Here is a 23,465-nt window from a genome sequence, read left to right on the forward strand (position 1 = left end):
TTGCAGGGAAGGTAGATAGGTATGGCTAAACTAAATGAGTTGCTTAAATCCATTCATGTGCTTAAAGCATGGAATGAAAAAAATCTAGACATTACAGGATTGGCTTACAATTCAAGGTCTGTACAACCGGGGGATGTCTTTGTATGTATCAAAGGGTTCAAAACCGATGGACATACCTATATTGCAGAAGCCGTGTCTAATGGAGCTGTAGCTATTGTTGTGGAGGATTATCAGGACGAATGGAAGGAAATTCCTCAATACCAAGTCGCAGACAGCCGTAAAGCACTGGCAGCTTTGAGTGATGCCTTTTATAACCACCCTTCCCAGGCACTTAAAACGATTGGAATTACAGCCACGAATGGTAAGACGTCTACTTCCTTTATGACGAATGCCATTCTCGAACAACACGGTCTGAAAACAGGGCTAATAGGTACAGTCGTCGTTAAATTCGGTGACTATTCCGAGCCGACAAAACTGACAACGCCTGAATCTTTGGATCTTCACCATTATTTTGCTCAGATGCGTGATCAGGATGTTTCTCACGTTACGATGGAAGTATCTTCTTCGGCCCTTGATCTCAGTCGGGTAGGCAGTGTGGATTTTGACATTGTTACATTAAATAATATTAGTCGAGAACATATTGACCTACATGGCTCGTTCGAAGAATACTTTAATAGTAAAGCGAGTTTGATCCGCAATGCGGGGCCTGACAAGTGGGCAATATTGAACTTGGATGATGAATACTCGGCTTCCCTTGTTGATGAAACCAAAGCCCAGCTGCTTACCTTCAGTGTAGAGACAGGTGACGGAGACCTGATATGTAAGGATTTGGACCTTTCTACAGGAAGAGCTAAATTCACTGTAGAAATCCGTAAACCATTTACTGTCGGGGCGACCACGTATGAGCCAATGGAATTCGATATCGCTTTGTCTACGCCTGGATATCACTCCGTCTACAATTCTATGGTGGCGATCACGGCCGGGTTACTTAATGAGGTACCGATTCCAACTATTCAGGAAGGCTTAAAAGCATTTGGCGGAGTCGAGCGTCGCTTTGAAATGGTGTTTGAAGAGGACTTTAAGATCCTTGATGATCACTTTGCCAACTATGGAAACATTAATGTGACGTTAAGTACTCTTCAGCAAATGGATTATGCGAACTTAAAACTCGTTTACGCTATTCGAGGCAGTCGAGGAGTCACGGTCAATCGAGAGAACGCTCAGGCCATTAAAGAATGGGCGCCTAAGCTGGGTCTGACAGAAGTAATTGCAACGTTAAGTCAGTCTCATGTGACAGAGAAGGATGAAGTTCAGGAAGAAGAAGTCCGTGTATTTCAAGAGATGATGGATGAAGCTGGAATTAAAGTTGATTTATACAAGGAACTGGACGATGCGATTCACCATGCATTATCAGAGGTCAACACTGATGATGTTGTGTTATTAGCTGGCTGCCAAGGAATGGACCCAGGAGCAAAAATCGCACTCGAACAATTAAACAAAGCGAGACCAGAAATGGATGAGGAAAAATTGTTTAAGCCTCTGAAAAACAGAGTAGCAGGAATTTTGTAATCACCAGGTCTTTTGCAAGGAGGCATTACATGAACGACAAAATCATCGGCATACTAGGTGGAATGGGGCCTGAAGCAACAGCAGAGTGCTATATGAAAATTATTCGAGCTACGAACGCAAGCAAAGACCAGGATCATTTCCGTGTCATCATAGACAGTAATGCGAAAATACCTGACCGTACAGAAGCGATCTCTGGCAGAGGCGAAAATCCCGTACCCGAAATGGTTCATGCAGCGAAGAACTTAGAAGAATTAGATGTAGACGTTGCACTAATTCCGTGTATGACTGCGCATTATTTCATTGATGAAGTGCAGAAAGAAGTTTCTTTTCCGTTATTGAATGCTTTTCTGGAATTGAAGAAATACATCAGTGATTATTATCCTGGTGTATCTAAAATTGGTGTGTTAGCGACGACGGGGACGTTAGAGACTGGACTTTTTGAAAAGTATTTAGATCATTTGGATGTTATTTATCCTTCCCCCTTTAGTCAAAATGACAAAGTGATGCGCGCCATTTATGGGGAAAACGGCATAAAAAGCGGCAATACGGATGGAGAACCTTTGCATTTATTGAAAGAGGCCTCTCAGGAACTGCTGGATAATGGGGCGGATTTGATCATCTCCGGATGTACAGAGATTGGGTTGGTTCTAAAACCTTACCACCTTCCGACGCCTTTGCTTGATCCGATGGAGGTCGTGGCAAATGTTGTCGTGAAAGAGACGGTTTATCAAAAGTCTTAGGAGAAGGTGCGATAACCGTATAAAGGAGTGCTTCTTGATGGCAAAAAATGAACTGAAAGAGTTTTTGTCTGAGTCCTTTGGAGAAGGTGTGTATTATCGAGAGTTACGGTTAACTAATAAAGAACTCGAAGAACTGCGCAAATTCTACCCTCAAGCCACGGTAAGGAAAACTACAGAAATTAGTGACGCGAATAGCAAAGCGTGGTACGAAATCAATTTGTTACCGCTAAAAACCCCTGGATGCGAAACCATTCAGGAAGAGAACAATAGGTTGAAAAGGGAAATTGAAGTACTTAAAAAAGCCAGAAACTAAATAAATCTATGAAATGGAGACAATTCGAAGTGAATTGTCTTTTTTTATTTTCACTCTTTATTTTTTATCTAACTAGCCAAAAACTACTGGAAAGTTTTGGTTATCTACTTAAAAATAGGAATAAAGGATTTTAGTGTATATACATTTGACAAACCGTGTGGAATAGCGAAAAAACCTATAATTCGACACGGTTTGTCACGATTGTGTAAATAGATGAAATACAAATGTAATAATAATTTGTCTTTATTTAGCGAATTTCTTTGTTATAATTATTAAGGTATCGCAACATACGACAAAAACTACATACTTTTTACATCATAGATTTACAAAATGAGTGTTAGTAGGAAGTGATTAAATATGCATTACCGCACGAAAGTGTTTTATAGTGCCATGAAAACCGCCCAAAAGATTAATAAATATAGAGATATCAATGGCGTTGAGTTAAGAGGTGACGTCTAGTATGAAGTTTAAGACTTTCGGCCGCCATGGTAAAGAAGGCGTGAAGAATTTGGCGAGGAACCGCTGGATGTCGATCGCATCTATCTCAGCTGTTACCGTTACCCTTTTGCTAGTAGGAGTATTTGCCACCTTACTCCTTAACTTAAATGACATCGGGACCCAAATCGAAGAAGATGTCGAAGTCCGTGTCTTTATTGACAGAACAACAGATCAACAAGGTCAAGAAGAACTGGAAGAGAAGCTCGGGAACATAGCACCCGTTTCCAGTGTGGAGTTCCAGTCTAAAGAAGAAGGGTTGAATCAGCTGATTGATAGTATGGGAGACGAAGGGGAAGTCTTTCAGTCTTTGAAAGATGAAAACCCCCTTAATGATGTGTTCATTGTTAAAACAAAGGATCCCGAGGATACCATTCAGGTCGCTCAATCAATCGAAGATTTTGAACATGTTGAAAAAGTAGAATATGCGAAAGAGACTGTAGAACGTCTATTTAATGTGATGGATATGGCTAGAAACGTTGGTCTTGCCATCATTGCCGGCTTGTTATTTACGGCGATGTTTTTAATTGCCAATACGATTCGTATTACGATTGTAGCACGCAGAAGAGAGATAGAGATCATGAAAATGGTCGGTGCGACGAATTGGTTTATTCGATGGCCATTCTTGTTTGAAGGCATATTGATTGGTATATTAGGCGCCATTATCCCGATTGGTTTAGTTGTATTCGGATATGACTACCTTTACACAGAAATTACAACTCGCTATCCGACTTTGTTTATAGATTTACTGCCGGTTTATCCGTTCGTATTTGAAGTTTCCGGAATTCTCATCCTTATGGGAGTCATCATCGGTTTATGGGGAAGTTTTACGTCAATCAGAAAGTATTTGAAAGTATAAGGTTCAGAGCTTATATAGAGAAAAGTAACTTTTGAGTTGGGGGAGGAAGAACGATTGAAGTTTAAAGTTTTAGTGGCCGTTTTGACCGTCAGCCTTGGACTTTCTGGGCTGTTGACTGCGGGGCCTGTTTTTGCTAATGACTTAAAGGACAAGTTAAGTGAAAACAAGGACAAGCAGTCAGCAGCTGAAGAAAAGAAGCAGGAAACAGAGCAAGAAATTGCTGAGATTAAAGAAGATCAAGAACGAGTCAGTGCAGAAATTGAACGTTTAACTAAACAAATCAATGATGCCACTGACAAGATTGCAACAAAAGAAAATGAAATTGAAGAAACCCGCCAGAATATTGAAGAGCTTAAAGGTGAAATTAAAGCCCTTGAAGAGCGAATTGCAGAGAGAGACGAATTGTTGAAGGATCGTGTCAAGTCCATGTATCAAAATGGGGGAGCCATTGATTACATAGATGTCTTGATGGGAGCAGAGAGCTTCGGAAACTTCCTTGAACGTGTCATGAGCCTCAATACAATCGCTGAACAAGATAAAGAACTTCTTGAGCAGCACAAAGCTGATAAAGAAGCTGTTGAAAAGAAAAAAGCGCAAGTGGAAGAAGAATTAGCTTCCTTAGAAGATAAACTAGCAGAACTTGAAACTTTGAAAAAAGAGCTAGATAGTAAAAAAGCTAAAAAGAATAATCTTTTAAGTTCTCTTGAGCAAGAAGAAGAAGAACTTCATAACCACAAAATGGATATCCAAGAAGAGCAAGCGACGTTAGCAGCTCAAGAAGCTGCCATCAAGAAAGAAATTGAACGTCAGCGTAAAGCAGCTGAAGAAGCAGCGAGAAAAGAAGCTGCAAGAAAAGCGGCAGCTGAAAAAGCTGCTCGCGAAGAGTCACAATCAGAATCCAAAGCTGAAGCTGCTAGTACATCAAGCTCAGACGACAGTTCAAGCAGCAGCTCTTCTCAGTCATCCAGCAGTGGATCATTGTTTAGCTGGCCTGCGAGTGCTCCAGCTACATCAGAATACGGAACTCGTGTACACCCGATCACTGGTGACACCCGTCTACACTCTGGGATTGACTTAGCTGCTGGCGGTACGATTCCGATCAGAGCAGCAGCGGATGGAACTGTTATCCGTGCCTATTATTCTTCCAGTTACGGGAACGTTGTATTTATTTCTCACCAGATCAATGGACAAACCTTTACAACCCTTTATGCACACATGAGAGGTACGCCGAAGGTATCTTCCGGCCAATCGGTATCTGAAGGCACATTATTAGGTTACATGGGAAGCACGGGTGATTCCACTGGACAGCACTTGCACTTCGAAATTCACGAAGGTTCATGGAATGGAAGCCGTTCGAATTCTGTAAACCCTCGTAAATACTTGCCTTAAAGTAAAAGTAAAACACTCTGACTTTGATAGTCAGAGTGTTTTTTATTTACCAATTGTATCGATATAAAATTCCACCTGTGTCCCCACCATCATCCGTAGCGAATAGAAAGTCAGGAGTATTCTTGAGTCTGCCTCACTTATTCTTTGAAGAAGCAGTTATATAGATGGAATAAAGGCATTCAGAAACCTGCTTATATCCATTGAAACATTGTTTACATTCATCTAATTTTCATATTCAACTGATAAAATTTCTATTAGAGGTGACAGGTATGAATCTTCCTCCTTACATAATGGCTAGAGGTATAGCCTTTGTTGCAGGAATCGTTATTTATTATTTTGCTTCTCATCAGTTTTCCAAAGTTAAAAAAGACAGGGTTTCGACTTTCCTATCCCTGCTTACGAGTTTTGTAGTTGTCATGTTTTTAATGAAATTTGTGACGAAGTTTCCGATGGTCTTTGAGTATCCTTTGGCCTTACTCGCTTATCCAAGTGGTACATTCGAATTCTATCTAGCATGTGTAGTGATGGTATTTTTCTATCAAAAGGAATATATAAAGAATAAAAATAAAGAAAGCTTTCATTATGACCTTTTGATGATAGTGACGGGATCTTCGTTTTTTTTCTACCTTATTAACCTTTCTGTATTTAATGAGGGAGTACTCTTAGAAATGGGTTTATGGTTTTGTCTTTATCTCAGTGCTTTACTTATTAATGAATTCTGGCGTGAAATGTTATTTGTCGGAATGTCTATAGCCACCGTCCTTTCTTTCACTTTGGAAGTCCCAGCCGTCATGGGGATTCGAGTGCACAAAGGATTCTATTTATTCCTTACACTGTTTTCGTTCATATTCATCTTAAAGAAAAGGAGGAATTCTAAATGGGATCAGACGTAACTTTATGGCTCGCACTAGGGGCGGGGGTCATTTCCTTTTTATCTCCTTGTACGTTACCGATTTTTCCTGCTTATTTATCTTACATAACGGGGATGAGCGTAAAAGAGATTCAAGGGGATAAAAGCCTGAATGTAAGGAGAAAACTGCTTCTTCATTCCATATTTTTTCTGTTTGGAATCGGATTAATTTTCATCAGCCTTGGTCTTGGAGCTTCTATGCTCGGAAACTTGTTAAAAGGTTTGTTTACAGGAAATACTGGAGACTTCATACAGAGAATTGCAGGTATTTTTATCATTGTTATGGGGTTGTTTATAGGTGGATGGATTAATTTTAAATGGCTGATGCGTGAAAAACGAATGAAGGTCAAGCCAAAATCTTCTCTCGGTTACGCGGGTACGGTTTTCGTAGGTATGGGCTTTGCGGCTGGCTGGACACCTTGTATCGGGCCAATTTTTGCCTCCGTCCTTGTGCTCGCTGCTAATGAACCGGCTAAAGGGCTGCTGTACACGGTTGCCTATGTGATTGGCTTTGCCATCCCTTTTTTACTTTTCAGCTGGTTTATCAGTTCTACACGTGCCATTGTAAGATATAGTTCTATTATTATGAAGGTTGGCGGGAGCTTAATGATCGTGATGGGCGTGCTTCTATATACCGGACAATTAACCCGTTTGTCCAATATCCTTCTTCGTCTTGTTCAAGACACGTGGTTTGCGAATCTAGGGGCGATACTTTTATAGTCAGGAGTGATCAATATGAAAAAATGGATCATCATTTTAGGGATTACAGCCTTATTTGGATGGGCTGTCTATGACTTTACAGATAAGGAAACAAAGGAAAATCCTTCTCCAAAGGAAGAATCATCAGGGACAAAGATGGTAGCAGAAGGTGAGGCGCAATCAACTCCACAAACTGGTTTAAAAAAAGGTCAAAACGCACCGGATTTTACGTTGACTCGATTAAATGGAGAAACGGCTAAGCTTTCGGATTATCGTGGTCAAAAGGTATTGATCAATTTTTGGGCGACTTGGTGCCCCCCTTGTCGTGCTGAAATGCCCGATATGGAGAAATTATATAATGAAACAGACATTGAAATTCTTGCGGTTAATCTAACTGGGACGGAGAGTGCTAGAGGGGATGTTAACAACTTTGTTCAAGAGTTAGAATTAACTTTTCCTATCCTACTGGATCACGAGGCTGAAGTGATGGGTAAGTATCAAGTCGGTCCTGTACCAACCTCCATCTTTGTTGATGAAGACGGGAAAGTGCAATCTTTTGTTCTTGGAGCAATGAACTATGATATGATGATGCAGCGATATGAAGATTTATGAGAAATGAGGCGTAAGCGATGAATCCTAAAGTTATGATTGTCGAAGACGACGCTAAAATTTCCAACCTCATCAAGCTTTATTTAGAGCGTGATTCATATAAAACGCTCCAGGCCTATGACGGGATAGAAGCACAGGAGCTTTACTTAAGACATGCGCCATGTTTAATCATTCTGGATCTAATGCTTCCAGGTATAAGCGGGGAAGAGTTTTGCCTTTGGGTGAAAAGTGTAGAAACACCGGAAGATCCCGCGGTCATCATGCTGTCGGCAAAAGCACGTACACAAGAAAAGATCAATGGATTAAAACTAGGGGCAGATGACTATATGACAAAGCCTTTCAGTCCAGAGGAGCTGATGGCCCATGTTGAAGCCGTGTTACGCCGAACGGGGAGGCTGTGTCAAAAAATTGCTCACGAAGGACTTGTCATCAAACCTAGAAAGGGAGAGGTTTGGCTGGACGGAGAAGAAATCGAACTTACCAGCTATGAATTCAACCTACTTTACCTTCTGGTGGAAAGCCCGGGCCAAGTATTCTCCCGAGAACAATTGATTGATCATATTCACCCTCGCTCCGATGCAGAAATCTTCCCAAGGACAATAGATGCCCATGTAAAAAAACTAAGAAGAAAGATTGAAGAGCATCCAGGACAGCCAAAGCGGATTGTAACCGTAAGAGGAATGGGGTATAAATTTGTTGGGAAATAAGTTTAAGCAATATATTTCTTCTGATTTACGAGTTCGTCTGACTATGATTCAGATCTTTATTCTTGCAAGCTTTCTTCTATTTAGCGGTCTTACAATTTATCAAACGGCATGCAGCCTGGTTGGCGAAATGAATGGAGTTACCCGTTCTGTTCAAAATGGATTTCATGTAGATTTGCTCGGCTATTTTTGGCTCATTAGCGCTGGTGCCATTATTATAGGTGGTTTTGTTTATGTGAAAGTCACACGATCGATGTTAAAACCAATTCAGCAAATGAAAGGATCGGTCAGGGAAATCCGTAATGGACGTTATCCAGAACCGATTTCTGTTGACCGTGAAACGGATGATATAGGCCAGCTGGTTCAGCACGTTAACGACCTAAACCAAAAACTCCAATTGAACGAAAAGCTTCGAAACCGGATGCTTAGCGATATGTCTCATGAAATAAGAACGCCGCTGTCGAACCTCAGGGGGTATTTGGAAGCTCTTCAAAAAGGAATTATAAAAGGTGATCCTGCTATCTATCAATCACTGTATGAGGAAACACAGCGCATCACTGATTTACTTAGTCAAATTGACTGGATTCGTGAATGGGATGGTTCCGCCCTTGATACAATGATATCTCCCGACCTTATAGAAGCACGAGAGCTAATTGATCATGTGGTTAAACTTTATGCACTAGAGTTTCAGCAAAAAGGAATTCCACTTCATGTAGATGTAGATACAGCAGAGATCTATGTAGACAATAGAGGGATGCAGCAGGTACTCACCAACCTTTTGAGTAATGCACTGAGTTATTATAGTGGAGACGAGGCTGTAGAGATAAAAGGAGAAAAATCTGGGAGCGATTACACGATATTTGTAAAAGGTCCCGGACTATCAATTCCTAACGAGCAACTTGAGAAGATCTTCGAACGGTTTTACAGGGTTGATACATCCAGGTCAAGAGATACCGGAGGATCGGGTTTAGGATTAGCGATTAGTAAAGAGATCGTCGATCGTCATAAAGGAAGCATAGAAGTAGAAAGTGATGAACACATCCATAAGTTTATCGTTTGTTTGCCTAATGTCGTCAGCCAGAGCTGAGGCATTTTTCTTTGTTGACATTATACCGTGCAGGGTATATAGTGGAACAAGAATGAATGAATAAGGAGTGGAACAATGATTGCTATTACAGTTAGTGCAGCTATACTGATGTTGTTGTTCTTTATGAATAGATACTGGCCAGTCCACAATTTAAAACGAATAGATGTGAATGAAATAGGACAAGATACGATTCTTCTTGATGCAAGGGATTACCAGACCTCAAGCAGGGATCGGGTAGGAGATGCCTATTGTATTCCATTATCCTATTTAAACCGTCATCATACAGATTTACCAGATAAAAAGGTTGCATTAATCGTATCTGATCAGGTTGAAAGAAACCTATGTACCCGGCTACTTCGTAAAAAAGGGTATGAAGTAATCGGGTACACGATGGCTGATCAAATGACCAGTTATCATGCTGTTCCTTGTATGTGTGAAAAATAGGAGGTGCTGGAAATGGAAAGTCTAATTCAATGGATTATTATCATAGGTATAGCTATATTTGTTGCGAAGCGCTTCATGCCTGCTAAAGGTGTTGAATCGATCACTTCACAAGAAGCTCAGAAGCTTATGAAGGAGAAAAATGTACAGTTTATAGATGTTCGGACACCAGGTGAGTTCCGGGCAAACCACCGAAAGCCGTTCAAAAACATACCATTATCAGATTTGGTGAGAAGATCTGATGAGATTAACCGTGAAGACAGGGTGGTTTTAGTTTGTCAAAGCGGTATGAGAAGCACCAAGGCAGCAAAACTATTAAGAAAACAAGGTTTTAAAAATTTATACAATGTAAAAGGCGGTATGGGGACCTGGGTATAATTCCTGTATTGGCATCGTTTAGGGATGAAGCACTGTGAGATTCACGGGACTTTATCCCTTTTTTCATGCGTATATATCTCAGAATTTTTAAACAAATGGTATACTGATGGTAGAGATTCCCTTTCATCATGATTGAACTCCAGAAAATAGAGATGTTACGAGGAGGAATAAAATGAGTGAAATGAAATTGATTCCATATCGTACGGAAGAGGTCTTGGAGAGTACATCAGAAATTCCTAAAGGTGTACAGATGATTGAAGCCGAAGACTTGTGGGTGGATAGCGACAGGGGTAGAGGAAGTGTAGTAGCTGTTATCGATACTGGCTGTCAATTAGATCATCCAGATTTAAAGGGTAGAATCATAGGCGGGCGCAACTTTACCTCAGACTATGATAGTGACCCTGAGAACTACGCAGATAACAATGGCCACGGAACTCATGTTGCGGGGACAATTGCTGCTATAGAGAACGGAGAAGGGGTAGTAGGCGTTGCGCCTGAGGCAAGTCTCCTGGTATTGAAGGTATTGAAGGGTTCTGGAAGTGGAGAATACCAATGGATTATTGATGCGATTGAGTATGCCATTCAATGGTCTGGTCCAGACGGAGAGAAGGTTCGTATCATTTCTATGTCCCTCGGCGGGCCAGATGATTCCGAAGAGCTTCATACGGTCATTAAAAAAGCAGTGGATCAAGATATTTCCGTTGTATGTGCAGCCGGCAACGAAGGGGATGGGCGACCAAGCACCCCTGAATACGGGTACCCTGGTGCCTATAATGAAGTTATTCAAGTTGGTGCAGTAGATGAAAATAGGGCCCTTGCAGACTTTACGAATACAAATGACGAGATAGATCTGGTCGCTCCTGGAGTTAAGGTTTTGTCCACTTACATTGAAGGGAAATATGCGAAGCTCTCTGGTACCTCTATGGCTACCCCTCACGTTTCAGGCGGATTGGCTCTTCTCATTCCTTTAGTAGAAAAACAGTTTGAGCGTCATATGACAGAGGCAGAAATCTTCTCCCAGCTCATTAAGCGTACTACACCATTAGGTTATAAAAAATGTGCAGAAGGAAATGGATTGCTGACCCTCGCTTTAGTTCAAAAACTCGAAGATCTTTTTAGTACCTACATTAATAACTAATTTTAACATCCCCTGTTTTTTAGCAGGGGATGTTTTTTTGTTTTACTATGCATCCTATGATTGAGGGCTTCTAGATCCCTTATAGGATAAAGCTTTGTTGTCCTATAAGGTAGAGTAGGGGAGGGAAGAAATAAATGGGGCTGTTTTGTTGGCTTTAGTTTATAGTTTGAAATTTCCCTTCTTTTCCTTACACTCTATCCTCTGCCAATTCTACTTTATTTTTTCCTTTCCTTTCATTTTATCTTTTCTTTTTATCCATACATCTTAAAGTATTATGTTTTTACTACTATTCTATATTCTACTTGCAGATTATTTAAATCTATTAAAGAAAAAACTTCTTTTAGATATATATTTTTAAAGCATAACTCCACGTAATCTAAAAGTCTTATTCTCAGTCCGCGTTTTAGAAAACAAACTTTAAACTCAGTCCGGAGTTTTGTGTATAATTTTGTAAAAAAATCTGTTTTAATAGTTTGTACACGTATATGTGTGCATGTAAACAAATTGCATTCTTTTTGAATTCAAATTGTGTGCATGTTTACAAAAGCGTATGCATGTTGGTATTTAGACATGTGTGCGTATTTGTAAACATGTGTACACAAATGGAGGCATGCAAACGTATTTGAGTACATCTAAAGGCGCATTGACTTTGCTGGAATAGTTTTATAGATTAGAGGTGAAGTAGGTAAAATCTAGTAATAATAAAGGAGAGCTGTTTTAATGACAAACTCGAGAATTGCAGCTGTTGACGTGGGTAATGATGCAGTGAAGGCTAACTTTGGAAAATTAGAATCATCCCTATATATTCCAAACGTGATTGCGAGAGACTTAGAAGATCGCCCTGTTATCGGAATTGAAGATTTAGATGAAAAAAATCCACTCGATAACTTACATATTCGAGTGCATTCCCCAGCATTAAAAGAAAATAATGCTATCTATCGAGTAGGTAATCTGGCTACGAAAACAACGAACTCCACGGAATTGGATCCGGGAAGTTATAAATCTGAGGAAGATCAGACGCTGATTATGCTATTCGCTTCTCTAGCGATGGATGCTGTGGAAGGGAAGAATGCACAATCTGCAAAAAACAATGTGGTAGAAGCTAACTATACGCTAGGAACAGGTTTACCACTTCGCGAAGTTAAGGAAGGCAAGGATGTAGGTTACCGTTCCCAACTGCTAGGATCCGTGCACCAAGTCGAGTTCCTAGTCACCCCTAAATATCAAGGTATGAAAGTGAACATCAAGTTTGACGAAGTGAAAGTTTATCCTGAAGGATTTGCGGCATACATCAACCTGGTTATGGATAATGATTTAAACATCATTAATAGAGAGCTTATCGATAAACAGATCCTTATCCAGGATATTGGTGGTTTATCAACGGACATCGCTGTCATCCGTAACCGTAATGTCGATGACGATAAGGCTCAAGGGTTCAACTTAGGAGTCTCTGAATCTCTTGAAATGATCAGAGATGAGATTCTTACGAAACATGGAGTTGAACTGGATAGTCGACGTGATGTAGTTGACATCATTACTCGAAACAATGATCGCCATCACATTATGGTTAAAGGTAGCCGGACGAACGTTCATGATATTACTGACCGCATCCTTCTTGAACTGGCGAAAAAGCAGTATCGCTATCTAAGAAATGTATGGCAAAAGAACTCTCAATCTGAGATCTGTTATTTCGTTGGTGGCGGTTCAGCAGTGCTTAAAGAATATATTAAGTCGTTAAACAATAAACTTGATGGCTTCAATATTGAGTTTTTCGAAGATGAGAATGAAAGTATCTGGATGATGGCGAATGCTTATTACAAGTTGATTTCTGATTATATCCGCAAAAATTCTAAGCAAACTGGAAAAGAAAACAAGAAACAAGAACAAAAAGCAGCCTCATCTAAGTAAGTGATGGTATACCATGAGTCAGTCTAAAAGAAGTGTGGAGAGGGGACAGTCGATCACGTTTCGTGTCCCCTCAGATACACCCGACCATTTGTTACGCCAACTCTCTCATCTGAAAGATACAGAACGAAGAAACTTTTCTAGCAAGATTGCACAATTTGTACTTAATGGAGTAAATGAATCACTTTCAAAAGGGAAAGAAACCATATCCGTCCCGCTCCCAAAACCTCTTACAAAAGAACAACGGAACTGGATGAAGCATGAGCACTCGGAAGCGCTGATCGGGAGCATTCTATACCAGCTTATGATGGACCCGGTAAGGGCGACGACTCTTTTGGCTTCTTTAAACAGCAATGCCTACGACATCAATGATGCTTTATATTTACAAGAAGAGGAGGCAGCGGCTGCAGAGGAGCGTGAGTCAGTTCCAGTACCAGTACCAACCGAACCTGAACCAGTACAAGAGGATTCTGGCGAAGAGTGGAAGGACATTGATGATGAACTGGAAGGGCTTAGTCTGGATCATTTGCAAGAAGATCTCCACGAAAATAAAGAGGAAGAGTCGCTAAACGATGATGAAGAAGAGGATGACCTTTTAGGTGACTTCCTTTCGAAGATGAATAAGTAATGAAAAGTCCCAGCTGATTAGTAGCGGGGCTTTTTTTTATTACTTAGGAAATTAAAAATGGTTTGTAGGTAACTTTCTCAGGTGTAACCATTAGGCTGCAGGGCACATATATTTCCGAAGAACCTTCACTTAAGATCATTCCAACCAAAGAGAATGGATGGAAAAGCTTTTAACTTAGAGGTAGAATTTAGTGTTGCCTATTTAATTATGAGTTTTATTGGAACGGCCATATTTTAAATGATGATTTTTAGCAACACCTTATCCAGACAGCTGCTACATTTATGGACTGCTTATCACCTTAGACAACAAATCAGCGAACGCTCACAACTTATATAAAAGTTATTCTCTCATTCAAAACAAAGGAATGGGTCCTACGGTAATTGCTCTAGAATTGTACGTTGGCCAGTAATACATGTCGCAAGGTTATGGACAGGTACCTCTTTAGAAAAACATAAATAAAACAAACCTCTAAGGTGACTGAGGTTTGTTTACGATAAGCGGTTATGGTTCGCATAAGCTACAAAAGATTGTTCGTTTTCGATAAGTCCACAGGATCCACATTGGATCTTTTTCGCAGGGCCATTGTAGGGCGTATGGAAAACGTCCAGATTATCATCTGTATACTCCACTTCCACTTCACCTGATTTTGGATTAATCTTAACGGATTTTGCACGCTGTTCAATAATGTTAAACCTGGAACGATTGGTCTTACAATTGGGACATAAATATGGTTCCATCCTTTCACCTCCATGGTTAGTTTCTCACTTGTATCCAAAATTATGCAGGATATATTCTCTGTAAAATAAGGGAATGCCCTAATATCTGTTTAGCTCTAATGGATGTAGGATAGAAAGTAAGAATTTAAGTAGGAGAGGTGAATACGCATGACTGTCTCATCCCCCACTCATGTAATTTCAAAGATGTATGAATCCATGCTGTTTGAGATGTCATATGATTTGCATGAGAGATATGCACAGTTATTGACGAGTGCTTTACATCATGTAGATGCAGATAGCTGTAAAGAAGATGTGAGGGCTTTATTGATACATTTAATTGAGGATATGAGAAACCGTTCTAAAGAAATCTATCCTCTTTTATATCAAGAATACGGACTTACCTTTGCTCTTAAAAGTTATATAAAACAAGTGGAAAAGCGATACGGTGTTAAAATTGATTTCGCCCATTCGCACAAGCTGAATCAAATCTTTGCAAATAACGGTGTGTTGGCTTTTCGGCTATTGCAAATAACACTGAAGTTAATTCTCGAATACTCGGAAACGGATTATGTGAAGATTGAAGTTGATCAATTAGGGATCCTGTTCAGATACAAATCTTATATCGAGAGCTTTTCATCAGATCAGGAGGAATTGTTACAGTTATTACAGAAAGACTTAGATATAGAGATGGAGTTCATAAGAAGGAAAGATCAGATAGAATGGCGCTGGTTCTCAGCTCATTTAGTGCAAGGAGGAAAACTATGATCTCAATTGTGATTGTCGATGATCATGCCGTCGTAAGGTCCGGACTGACTATGCTGTTGGATGCGGTCGATGATTTTGAAGTAGTCGGTGAAGCTTCTGAAGGGGACGAAGCTTATCAGCAAGTGGAAGAGAAACATCCTCGGGTCGTATTAATGGACCTTTCAATGCCGCATGGAAAAGATGGGTTATCAGCAACTTCGGAAATTAAAAAGCAATTCCAAGATACTCAAATCTTAATTTTGACCATGCATGATGATGAAGAGTATTTATTCAGAGCCATTGAATTGGGCGCATCTGGATGTATATTAAAAAATGCACCGCACGAGGAGCTCGTGAAGGCCATTAGGCAAGTGGCAAGCGGAGATGCGTATTTATATCCATCGGCGACAAAACGCCTGATGGAAGACTACATGGACAAAATTAAGAACAATGGCAAAGCAGATACCTACCGCCTTTTAACCGATCGGGAACGTGAAGTACTAGCCCTTGTAGCTAAGGGGTTTTCCAATAAAGAAATTGCAACTAAACTAGTCATTAGTGTTAAAACAGTAGAAGCTCATAAAGCTAAAGTAATGGAAAAGCTTAAATTGAGAACAAGACCTGAACTTGTAGAGTATGCTTGGAAGCGAGGATTACTTGGGTATTCAATTTAGTAAAGGATGACAAGACATGAACGAAACCATGGGGGATGTTTGTAGAGAGCTTCAAAGAGTCACAGAAGCCTCATTCATTGCCATTGCTGAATGGGATGGGGAGACACGAAAAATCAAATGGACTTATGCGTTAAATCCAATGACTGATAAATACAAGCGGATGGAAATCTCTTATGGGTATGGAGTAGCTGGAAAAGTTATGCAAACGGGTCGGCCATTCGCCTGCAAGCATCGTAATCAACTCACTGATGAAATTACGAAATATCCAATCATTTTGGCTGAAAAACTCCAATCATTCCTAGCGGTTCCATTGGTAAATACTAAAATCTTCGACTCTGTGCTGCTTATTGGTTATCGTGAAAGTCATCCTTTACCTGATACGCAAATATTACAAGAATACCTCACGCGCATTGTCTCTCAACTCAAAAGGAAGGAGGCCTTATCATGACAAACAGTAGTCCTCAATCGAATACGACAGCTATTCAAGAGCATGAAGGATTTTTAGTTGTAGGAGAAAACGGTTATGTACTCAGTGCTAATAAAAAAGCGAAACAGCTTTTTAAAATGGCAGATACAGATGTTCATATCGCGGATTTGTTCCTAGAGTTCGAAGAGAACGCACTACCGGATTGTTCAAAGGGAGTTCTCCTCCAGCGCTACGTCACTCCTTTAAACGGGAGTCCATTTCCGGTTTTCGTTGTGGTACAAGAATGGACGGATGAAAAAGGAAAGCGTTACTTTGTAACGGTGCAAAATCTCGAGCACCGGACAGTAATGGATAATGGATCGTATCAACATTTAAAAGAATTGCTTGACATCAAATATGCTTTAGATGCATCATCGATTGTAGCTTTAACCGATCGAAGAGGAAAAATTCGTTATGTGAATGATAAATTTAGTGAGATTTCAAAATATGAAATCAATGAGTTGATTGGCAGCGATCACCGGATATTGAACTCAGGGTACCATTCTAAAGAGTTTTTCAAGAACCTATGGAGAACAATTGGGACGGGGAATGTGTGGAAAGGGGAAATCCAAAACAGGGCGAAAGATGGTACTTACTATTGGGTGGATACCACGATTGTTCCGTTCTTGAACGAAAATGGAAAGCCCTATCAATACTTAGCCATAAGGAACGAGATTACAGAGAGAAAACGTGTCGAACAAGAACTGAAAAAAATGACTCAGCGTTTGATCCATGTTCAGGAGGAAGAGAGAAAACAAGTGTCACGTGAACTGCATGATGGAATCGGTCAGGAACTATATAGTTTATTAATCAGCATGCATCGTTTACAGCAAGAAGTAGACCATCCCCTCATTGACCATATGACAGGGGATATCAGTCATCTTATTCAAAGTGTAAGGGATATGTCCTGGGGGCTTAGGCCTTCTGCTTTGGACGAACTGGGGCTTTTACCTGCTATCCGCTCTTTCCTCCACCGTTTAGATAAGTCATTTGGTTTGAAAGTAGAGTTTCATTCGGCTGTCTCATCACGTTTGACTCCCACGATCGAGACTACCATCTACAGAATCGTTCAAGAAGCTTTGACCAACGTAAGAAAATATGCAGAAATAGACCAAGCCTCCGTAAAACTTGTAGAAAAAGAAAATGAGCTTTCTGTATACATTATGGATGAAGGCGTTGGATTCTCTGAAACCCACGCTCGAAGAGGGGTAGGACTATTCAGTATGGAAGAACGGGCGCGAGCCGTGGGAGGAGACTTAACTGTTGAATCCATCCCAGGAAAAGGGACCACCATTGAAATGACTGTACCCAAGGAAATCTGAGACGGACTCAGGTTTCTTTTTTTATGGCTAAAAAAGCATAAAAAATTTCGTGCGGATAACTTATTTTGATGTGAGGCTGCATCCATGCCCCGGGTCTACAGCTGAAAGGGTTTGTGCTGCACTTAAAAATCAGGGGATTTTACTACCTAAATGGGGGGATTCCCCAATACTTTTCCCGAGCCTGCTAGACGTACAATGAATATAGATCAACTACATAATTAAGGAGGCTTGGAGCTATGAAAAAAGACCATTCTTCACAGCCAGGTTTGAAGGGGACATTGATCAGCGTATTCGCTGTAGGAATTGTCATTATTCTGATGTGGGTGAGTATTTTTTATCTATATATTGACCGGATGTAGGGGGAGAGACAAATGCATTTACACAAATACGAAAAAATTTGGCTGGCCTTTGGCGTTTTCGCACTTATCATCTTTTTATCTGTAGTGGGAGTCAGTGCTTTTCATCAGGGAAATACCCCATCTGGAGGGCACATGACCATTGACCCTGAAAAAGTCAGGGAAACGGCTCCATTTAACGAGCCTGGTCTTCATAAAAAAGAAGATGGAACCTATGAAGTATCCATGATTGCCATGGCTTTCGGCTACGATCCTGCTAAGTTACAAGTCCCGGCCGGAGAAGAGATTACCTTTACGCTCACCAGTGAAGATGTCACTCACAGCTTTTCAATTGTAGGGACAAATGTAAACATGATGGCTGTTCCTGGGCAAATCAATCATAGAACACACACGTTTGATGAACCGGGTTCTTATCTTGTGGTATGTAATGAATATTGCGGCTCAGGCCATCATTTTATGAGTACAGAAATCGAGGTGATCCAACAATGAACACAGTACCAAAAGGAGATCGACGGCTCGCATTATCGAATTTAGGATTTGCTTACGCGGCATTTTTGATAGGCACTCTTTGTGGATTACTGCAGGTATTTATCAGAAATGATGCTTTGACATTACCGTCCTGGCTCGATTATTACCAAGTGCTTACCGCACATGGACTTCTTTTAGCCATTGTATTTACAACATTTTTTATCTTTGCCTTCTTTCAGTCTGGAATGAGCCGAACGTTAGGAGCCTTTGGACCAAGAGTGCTGTTGTGGAATTGGATCGGCTTTTGGGTGACATCCATCGGTACGCTGCTTGTCGTCGTGATGGTCATCTCAGGTCAGGCTTCTGTTCTATATACGTTTTATGCTCCACTACAAGCCCATGGCCTGTTTTATGTAGGTCTCGCATTATTTGTTATAGGAACGTGGATTCAAGGATTTGCATTAGTAGGTCATTACATTGTGTGGAGAAAGCAGAACAAAGGAGAGCTGAGTCCGTTATTTGCTTTCATGACAGTGGCTACAGTTATCTTATGGGTCATCGCTTGTTTAGGGGTAGTTGCCACTGTTTTGTTCCAGTTTATTCCATGGGCGTTTGGGTGGACTGAGGGGATCAATGTAGAATTGAGCCGATCTTTATTCTGGTATTTCGGTCATCCATTAGTCTATTTTTGGCTGCTTCCTGCTTATATGGCATGGTATGTCGTGGTACCCAAAATCATTGGAGGACGCGTATTTAGCGATTCATTAGCGCGCCTGTCCTTTGTGCTCTTCATCTTGTTTTCGATTCCTGTAGGATTTCACCACCAGTTGACAGAACCAGGAATCGCAAGTTTTTGGAAGTTTTTGCAAACGGTTTTAACGTTTATGGTCATCATCCCATCTTTAATGACAGCTTTCTCTATGTTCGCAACTTTTGAACTTAGAGGTCGTGAGCTGGGTGGAAAAGGATTGTTTGGCTGGGTGACGAAACTTCCATGGCGAGATGTGCGGTTTACTTCTATTTTCATTGCTATGGCTTTCTTTATTCCAGGTGGAGCTGGTGGAATAATTAATGCCAGCTTTCAAATGAATGAAGTTATTCATAATACTTTATGGGTGGTCGGACATTTTCACATCACTGTCGGAACGCCGGTAGCCATGACGTTTTTTGGGCTGACTTTCTGGCTCATTCCTCATTTGACTGGCCGTCGTTTCACGAAAACCTTGCAGAAGCTAGCGTTTCTACAAATTGGCACATGGTCTGTCGGAATGCTTCTGATGAGTACCGCTCAACATCTGTTAGGGTTACTTGGAGCTCCGAGACGCACTGCCTACACAGGTTATGCGCATGAAGATGCGCAAGCCTGGTTTGAGGGAGTACTGTCTAACCACGTAACTATGGCGGTTGGGGGATCTATTCTGTTTCTATCAGCTGTACTCCTGATATTCATTGTTGTTCAGCTTTGGTGGCTGGCACCTAAAGCAGATGAGAGTACATTTATGCAGTTTCCAATTGCTGAAAGTGATGCTTCCTCCACACCAAAATTCTTGGAGAACTGGAAGATCTGGATTGGGATCGCCTTTATTCTAATTGCTCTAGCGTACACGATCCCTCTATCCGATATCATTCAGCACGCACCGCCAGGCTCAGGCCGATTCCAGACTTGGTAAAAGGAGGAGAGCGATTATGACATTTTCCTTTGCGTTTACTGTTGCTTCCATCGTGCTTTTTACAGTGTTGAGTGCTATCATAGTTGAACTGCAGACAGAAGAAGAGTAGAAAAGAGCGGATGACATAAGGTCATCCGCTCTTTTAGTCACTCTATGAAGGTTAGTTCTGGAAGCCATTGAGACATATGCTCTTTCTTTGCTTTGTATTCTTCACTTAGCACAGGGATATCTGACATAGGAACCACCTGATAATCAGAGGTTACATAGGTGATTTGGAATCGTGGGTCCACCGCCTGGACCACGTCTCTGCTATCTGCTTTTTTGACAAAATCAAATGTAAAAATCCCGCCTATCCGTTTGTGTTCACCCAGCTGACCTGAGAAAAAATTTCCCAGGGAATAAATCGTCAGCATTCGGTTTCCGTTTTTACCTTCCACGTACTTAATCGGCTGCAACACATGAGGGTGGTGTCCCAGCACGGCATCCACTTCGTGGTCTGCAGCAAATTGCACGACATCTTTCTGGTACGGGGAAGGATAAAGCTGGTATTCATTCCCAAAATGTAGGCTCACTATGACAGCATCCGCTAATTTTTTAGCTTCTGAAATGTCTTTGGCCATCTTTTCGTAATTGATACGATTAACTACGTATTCTTTTCCTTCGGGTGATGGAATGCCATTTGTGCCATATGTATAGCTTAGAACAGCCACATCCATGTTTTCTTTTGTTTCGTAAACTAAAATCTCTTCACTTTGCTTCTTGTCCGTATAAGCCCCCGTATGCTTCATGTCAATCTTATTCCAATGGTCGAGCGCCCGCTCAATGCCTGTAATTCCCTTATCCAATGTATGGTTATTGGCAAGAGTAACCACATCGATGCCTAAACTTTTCAAATTATCCCCGATGGACTTCGGTGAATTAAATGTCGGATATCCTGATAAACCTAATTCTTTACCGCCAATCATCGTTTCTTGATTTGCGATAGAAATAGTTGAGGATTCAAGGGTAGGTTTTGTTTCTTCCAACATTGGCATGAAATTGTAACCATCAGACGTTCGTGCTTTCTGATATATCCTCTCGTGAATAAGCACATCACCAACTGCAGAAACGCTGATCCGGGAATTAAGATTTAAAGGCTTCTTCTCTGTCGTTTCTATGCTCGAAGTGGAATGGTTATCGATAGGTTCAGGATCAGAGGATTCCAGAAATGATGGTGTTAAACTACAGCCTGTCAAATAAAGACTGGATAGGGCGATGAGTATAGTGAATCGGATTAGACTGATTAGACTCCCCTCCCTGTGGATGTTTGATAGGTCTATTGTAACCATAAGTGGGATGTCATTTCCAACTGGTTTATCGCTTTTTTGTTCTGGGAAGTTCTTCAATAAATATGCTTTACATCATGGGCGGAAGGAGATGAATCAGATGTCATCAACACGGCAAGAGGCTAATGCCAACTCACAAACGAAAGAGCAATATGTCGATATAAGTATGGGCAAACATGAAATTTTCTTTAAAAAAGAATACAAAATATTATATACGATTAATGAATTCTTGCTTGGTTTATGGTTCTTGGTAGGAAGTATTTGTTTTTATTTTGAAGAACTCAAAACATGGGGCGTTACTTTATTTGTGCTGGGAAGTATGCAAATGCTAATCCGTCCATCTATTCGGCTTGTACATTCTTTCCATATGAGAAAACACTACGAGAGGGAATATGAAGAGAAACAATGACATGACAAAAATAATTTTTTGCTTGGCAAGTTATGCAAATTCGCTAGTATTTCTGTATCTGGATTTATTCAACTAAATAGCAGAATAGTTGAATACTCGATTTCGAGGTACTGTGAGCTTTCCGTTGCCCAAAGTAGAATTTGGAGGTCCGAGAAATCACTCGCTTTCCGTGGGCATGTGCTGAGCCTCCTCGAGCTAAAGCTCTCCGGGGTCTCACCTATCATGTTCATCCCACAGGAGTCTCGCGATTTCTCGGACCTCCTTACCGCTGTTGGGAGGAACGGAAACGTTATTGTTACCGAAAACCTATCAGTAATTTTGGAAATCAGAGCTTCCTTACTCCTATTAAATGGGGCCGTTAATTACACTATAGATGGGTTGGCTTGAAAACGGCGAGACTCCCGCGGGAGAAGGACTTAGGCGAGACCCCCCAGAGAGCGCAGCGATCGAGGCGGCTCGCCAGTTCCCCCGCAGGAAAGCGAGTTGTTTTCCAGCCAACCTTAAACTTATTATGTAACGGCCTTGAGAAAATCTCGAATCCAAGTCTTCAAGATAAGGAGGCTTTGTGGGAATTCTGCCATTTGCCCACTGTTAACACTTTGAATATCAAGTAATTCTATGAACGAATGACTCCTCGCTTTACTATGCAACGGTTTCTTTCTTTGCAGGAAGGAAGCGGGCCTTAACCAATCGATTCCTAACGGTAATTCCAATCCAGCTTGCAAGAAAAGCTTTTATTAAACCAACGGCGATGAATGGGTATACACCTGCAGCCAACGCCTGATTCCAGGACATATCCAAGACGAACTTCAATTGGATGGTTCCGCAAATAAGCGTAACGATCATACCGACGATATTGGCAACAAGGGCCATAGTAAGGTTGAACTTCGTCTTTTCTAGAATGAAACCAGTAATAAAGGCAGTAAGAATGAAGCCAAATATGTATCCACCTGTAGGGCCGATGAGGACTTGTGCACCGCCTTTAAATCCTGCGAAAACAGGTAATCCAATTGCTCCAAGTGCTGCATAACCTACCATAGCAATAGCTCCTTGTCTGCTTCCTAAAATGGTTGCAGTAAGTCCTACAGCTAACGTTTGCCCGCTGATTGGTACGACAGGAAGCGGAATTTCTACCTGGGCAAGAATAGCTGTAATCGCTGCAAAGACAGCACAATTTACGATCACTCTTAATTTTTTTCGTTGATCTTGCATAGATGAATCCTCCTTTTGTTAACCTTATTATGAATAGGTTAACACATGGTTCGTAAACAGGAATATTTTTTTATGTGCAAAAATTCGGTTTACATAGATTAATTGTAGGATACTATATGAAACTATACTCTTTTTCCAGGCCTCGTTAAATCTTAAAACCCTTACAAACCGGGGGATATGAGTTCTTATTAAAAAGAGGATTACATATTGGATTTTAGTGGGATTCATGGATAAAACTA

26 protein-coding genes are annotated in these 23,465 nt (G+C 40.9%); 23 read left to right on the forward strand and 3 right to left on the reverse strand.

The window, feature by feature from the left end; translation table 11 throughout:
- Positions 1 to 21 precede the first annotated feature (21 nt).
- The 15 genes from HM131_RS02525 (at position 22) to HM131_RS02595 (ending at position 13,864) form a co-directional block, all read left to right on the forward strand.
- Positions 22 to 1,569: a Mur ligase family protein gene (locus HM131_RS02525; RefSeq protein ID WP_085027625.1), complete on the forward strand. Its 1,548-nt coding sequence runs from the start codon at positions 22 to 24 to the stop codon at positions 1,567 to 1,569.
- A 29-nt stretch (positions 1,570 to 1,598) separates the two neighbouring features.
- A complete protein-coding gene (gene cuyB, locus HM131_RS02530; RefSeq protein WP_085027627.1) occupies positions 1,599 to 2,309 on the forward strand; it encodes a cysteate racemase in 711 nt (236 codons plus the stop codon).
- A 37-nt stretch (positions 2,310 to 2,346) separates the two neighbouring features.
- The gene (locus HM131_RS02535; RefSeq protein WP_085027629.1) at positions 2,347 to 2,622 is read left to right on the forward strand and encodes a hypothetical protein; all 276 of its coding nucleotides are present in this window, start codon (positions 2,347 to 2,349) and stop codon (positions 2,620 to 2,622) included.
- A gap of 460 nt (positions 2,623 to 3,082) precedes the next feature.
- Complete coding sequence (ftsX, locus tag HM131_RS02540) at positions 3,083 to 3,976, forward strand: permease-like cell division protein FtsX (protein ID WP_085027630.1); 894 nt, start codon at positions 3,083 to 3,085, stop codon at positions 3,974 to 3,976.
- A 54-nt stretch (positions 3,977 to 4,030) separates the two neighbouring features.
- A complete protein-coding gene (locus HM131_RS02545; protein ID WP_085027632.1) occupies positions 4,031 to 5,365 on the forward strand; it encodes a murein hydrolase activator EnvC family protein in 1,335 nt (444 codons plus the stop codon).
- A gap of 269 nt (positions 5,366 to 5,634) precedes the next feature.
- Positions 5,635 to 6,258 (forward strand): hypothetical protein, encoded by a 624-nt coding sequence (locus HM131_RS02550; RefSeq protein ID WP_085027634.1) that lies wholly within the window; start codon positions 5,635 to 5,637, stop codon positions 6,256 to 6,258.
- Positions 6,243 to 6,995 carry a cytochrome c biogenesis CcdA family protein gene (locus HM131_RS02555; RefSeq protein WP_085027636.1) on the forward strand — a complete coding sequence of 251 codons (753 nt, stop codon included), beginning with the start codon at positions 6,243 to 6,245 and terminating at the stop codon, positions 6,993 to 6,995. Before HM131_RS02550 ends, HM131_RS02555 begins: the two co-directional genes overlap by 16 nt.
- 15 nt (positions 6,996 to 7,010) lie before the next feature.
- The gene (locus tag HM131_RS02560) at positions 7,011 to 7,586 is read left to right on the forward strand and encodes a redoxin domain-containing protein (RefSeq protein ID WP_085027638.1); all 576 of its coding nucleotides are present in this window, start codon (positions 7,011 to 7,013) and stop codon (positions 7,584 to 7,586) included.
- Positions 7,587 to 7,603: 17 nt separating this feature from the next.
- Positions 7,604 to 8,290 carry a response regulator transcription factor gene (locus HM131_RS02565; protein ID WP_085027640.1) on the forward strand — a complete coding sequence of 229 codons (687 nt, stop codon included), beginning with the start codon at positions 7,604 to 7,606 and terminating at the stop codon, positions 8,288 to 8,290.
- A complete protein-coding gene (locus HM131_RS02570) occupies positions 8,280 to 9,374 on the forward strand; it encodes a sensor histidine kinase (RefSeq protein WP_085027643.1) in 1,095 nt (364 codons plus the stop codon). The genes HM131_RS02565 and HM131_RS02570 overlap by 11 nt, the downstream gene beginning before the upstream one ends.
- A gap of 75 nt (positions 9,375 to 9,449) precedes the next feature.
- Complete coding sequence (locus tag HM131_RS02575; RefSeq protein ID WP_085027644.1) at positions 9,450 to 9,818, forward strand: rhodanese-like domain-containing protein; 369 nt, start codon at positions 9,450 to 9,452, stop codon at positions 9,816 to 9,818.
- A gap of 12 nt (positions 9,819 to 9,830) precedes the next feature.
- Positions 9,831 to 10,193, forward strand: coding sequence for a rhodanese-like domain-containing protein (locus HM131_RS02580; protein ID WP_085027646.1), 363 nt, complete (start codon positions 9,831 to 9,833; stop codon positions 10,191 to 10,193).
- Between the two features lie 172 nt (positions 10,194 to 10,365).
- Entirely contained in the window at positions 10,366 to 11,331 is a 966-nt protein-coding gene (locus HM131_RS02585; protein WP_085027648.1) for a S8 family peptidase, read from the forward strand.
- Positions 11,332 to 12,051: 720 nt separating this feature from the next.
- Positions 12,052 to 13,239: a ParM/StbA family protein gene (locus HM131_RS02590; protein ID WP_085027650.1), complete on the forward strand. Its 1,188-nt coding sequence runs from the start codon at positions 12,052 to 12,054 to the stop codon at positions 13,237 to 13,239.
- Between the two features lie 13 nt (positions 13,240 to 13,252).
- Positions 13,253 to 13,864, forward strand: a complete 612-nt coding sequence (locus HM131_RS02595; RefSeq protein WP_085027652.1) for a hypothetical protein — start codon at positions 13,253 to 13,255, stop codon at positions 13,862 to 13,864.
- Positions 13,865 to 14,352: 488 nt separating this feature from the next.
- Here HM131_RS02595 and HM131_RS02600 read toward each other — a convergent pair whose 3' ends face one another.
- Positions 14,353 to 14,601 carry a DNA alkylation repair protein gene (locus HM131_RS02600; protein ID WP_085027654.1) on the reverse strand — a complete coding sequence of 83 codons (249 nt, stop codon included), beginning with the start codon at positions 14,599 to 14,601 and terminating at the stop codon, positions 14,353 to 14,355.
- Positions 14,602 to 14,748: 147 nt separating this feature from the next.
- Between HM131_RS02600 and HM131_RS02605 the strand changes: the two genes are divergently transcribed.
- The 7 genes from HM131_RS02605 to HM131_RS02635 all read left to right on the forward strand — a co-directional run bounded on the left by HM131_RS02605 (position 14,749) and on the right by HM131_RS02635 (position 20,280).
- On the forward strand, positions 14,749 to 15,345 hold the full coding sequence (locus HM131_RS02605) for a hypothetical protein (RefSeq protein ID WP_085027656.1): 597 nt from the start codon (positions 14,749 to 14,751) through the stop codon (positions 15,343 to 15,345).
- A complete protein-coding gene (locus tag HM131_RS02610) occupies positions 15,342 to 15,998 on the forward strand; it encodes a response regulator transcription factor (protein WP_085027658.1) in 657 nt (218 codons plus the stop codon). The genes HM131_RS02605 and HM131_RS02610 overlap by 4 nt, the downstream gene beginning before the upstream one ends.
- Before the next feature lie 16 nt (positions 15,999 to 16,014).
- Complete coding sequence (locus tag HM131_RS02615) at positions 16,015 to 16,446, forward strand: GAF domain-containing protein (protein WP_085027660.1); 432 nt, start codon at positions 16,015 to 16,017, stop codon at positions 16,444 to 16,446.
- Positions 16,443 to 17,786, forward strand: a complete 1,344-nt coding sequence (locus HM131_RS02620; RefSeq protein ID WP_085027662.1) for a PAS domain-containing sensor histidine kinase — start codon at positions 16,443 to 16,445, stop codon at positions 17,784 to 17,786. Before HM131_RS02615 ends, HM131_RS02620 begins: the two co-directional genes overlap by 4 nt.
- A gap of 236 nt (positions 17,787 to 18,022) precedes the next feature.
- Positions 18,023 to 18,145 carry a cytochrome C oxidase subunit II gene (locus HM131_RS02625; RefSeq protein WP_085027664.1) on the forward strand — a complete coding sequence of 41 codons (123 nt, stop codon included), beginning with the start codon at positions 18,023 to 18,025 and terminating at the stop codon, positions 18,143 to 18,145.
- 12 nt (positions 18,146 to 18,157) lie between these two features.
- Positions 18,158 to 18,631 (forward strand): cytochrome c oxidase subunit II, encoded by a 474-nt coding sequence (locus HM131_RS02630; RefSeq protein ID WP_085027666.1) that lies wholly within the window; start codon positions 18,158 to 18,160, stop codon positions 18,629 to 18,631.
- Positions 18,628 to 20,280: a b(o/a)3-type cytochrome-c oxidase subunit 1 gene (locus HM131_RS02635; RefSeq protein ID WP_085027668.1), complete on the forward strand. Its 1,653-nt coding sequence runs from the start codon at positions 18,628 to 18,630 to the stop codon at positions 20,278 to 20,280. Before HM131_RS02630 ends, HM131_RS02635 begins: the two co-directional genes overlap by 4 nt.
- 146 nt (positions 20,281 to 20,426) lie before the next feature.
- On the opposite strand, the gene HM131_RS02640 is transcribed toward HM131_RS02635, so the two are convergent.
- Positions 20,427 to 21,608, reverse strand: a complete 1,182-nt coding sequence (locus HM131_RS02640) for a CapA family protein (protein WP_085031749.1) — start codon at positions 21,606 to 21,608, stop codon at positions 20,427 to 20,429.
- Positions 21,609 to 21,705: 97 nt separating this feature from the next.
- Here HM131_RS02640 and HM131_RS02645 point away from each other — a divergent pair, with 97 nt between their 5' ends.
- Positions 21,706 to 22,014, forward strand: coding sequence for a YrhK family protein (locus tag HM131_RS02645; RefSeq protein WP_085027670.1), 309 nt, complete (start codon positions 21,706 to 21,708; stop codon positions 22,012 to 22,014).
- 642 nt (positions 22,015 to 22,656) lie between these two features.
- On the opposite strand, the gene HM131_RS02655 is transcribed toward HM131_RS02645, so the two are convergent.
- Positions 22,657 to 23,226 carry a biotin transporter BioY gene (locus tag HM131_RS02655; RefSeq protein WP_085027673.1) on the reverse strand — a complete coding sequence of 190 codons (570 nt, stop codon included), beginning with the start codon at positions 23,224 to 23,226 and terminating at the stop codon, positions 22,657 to 22,659.
- Between the last annotated feature and the right edge of the window lie 239 nt (positions 23,227 to 23,465).

It is taken from the genome of Halobacillus mangrovi, assembly GCF_002097535.1.
GTDB lineage: Bacteria > Bacillota > Bacilli > Bacillales > Halobacillaceae > Halobacillus > Halobacillus mangrovi_A.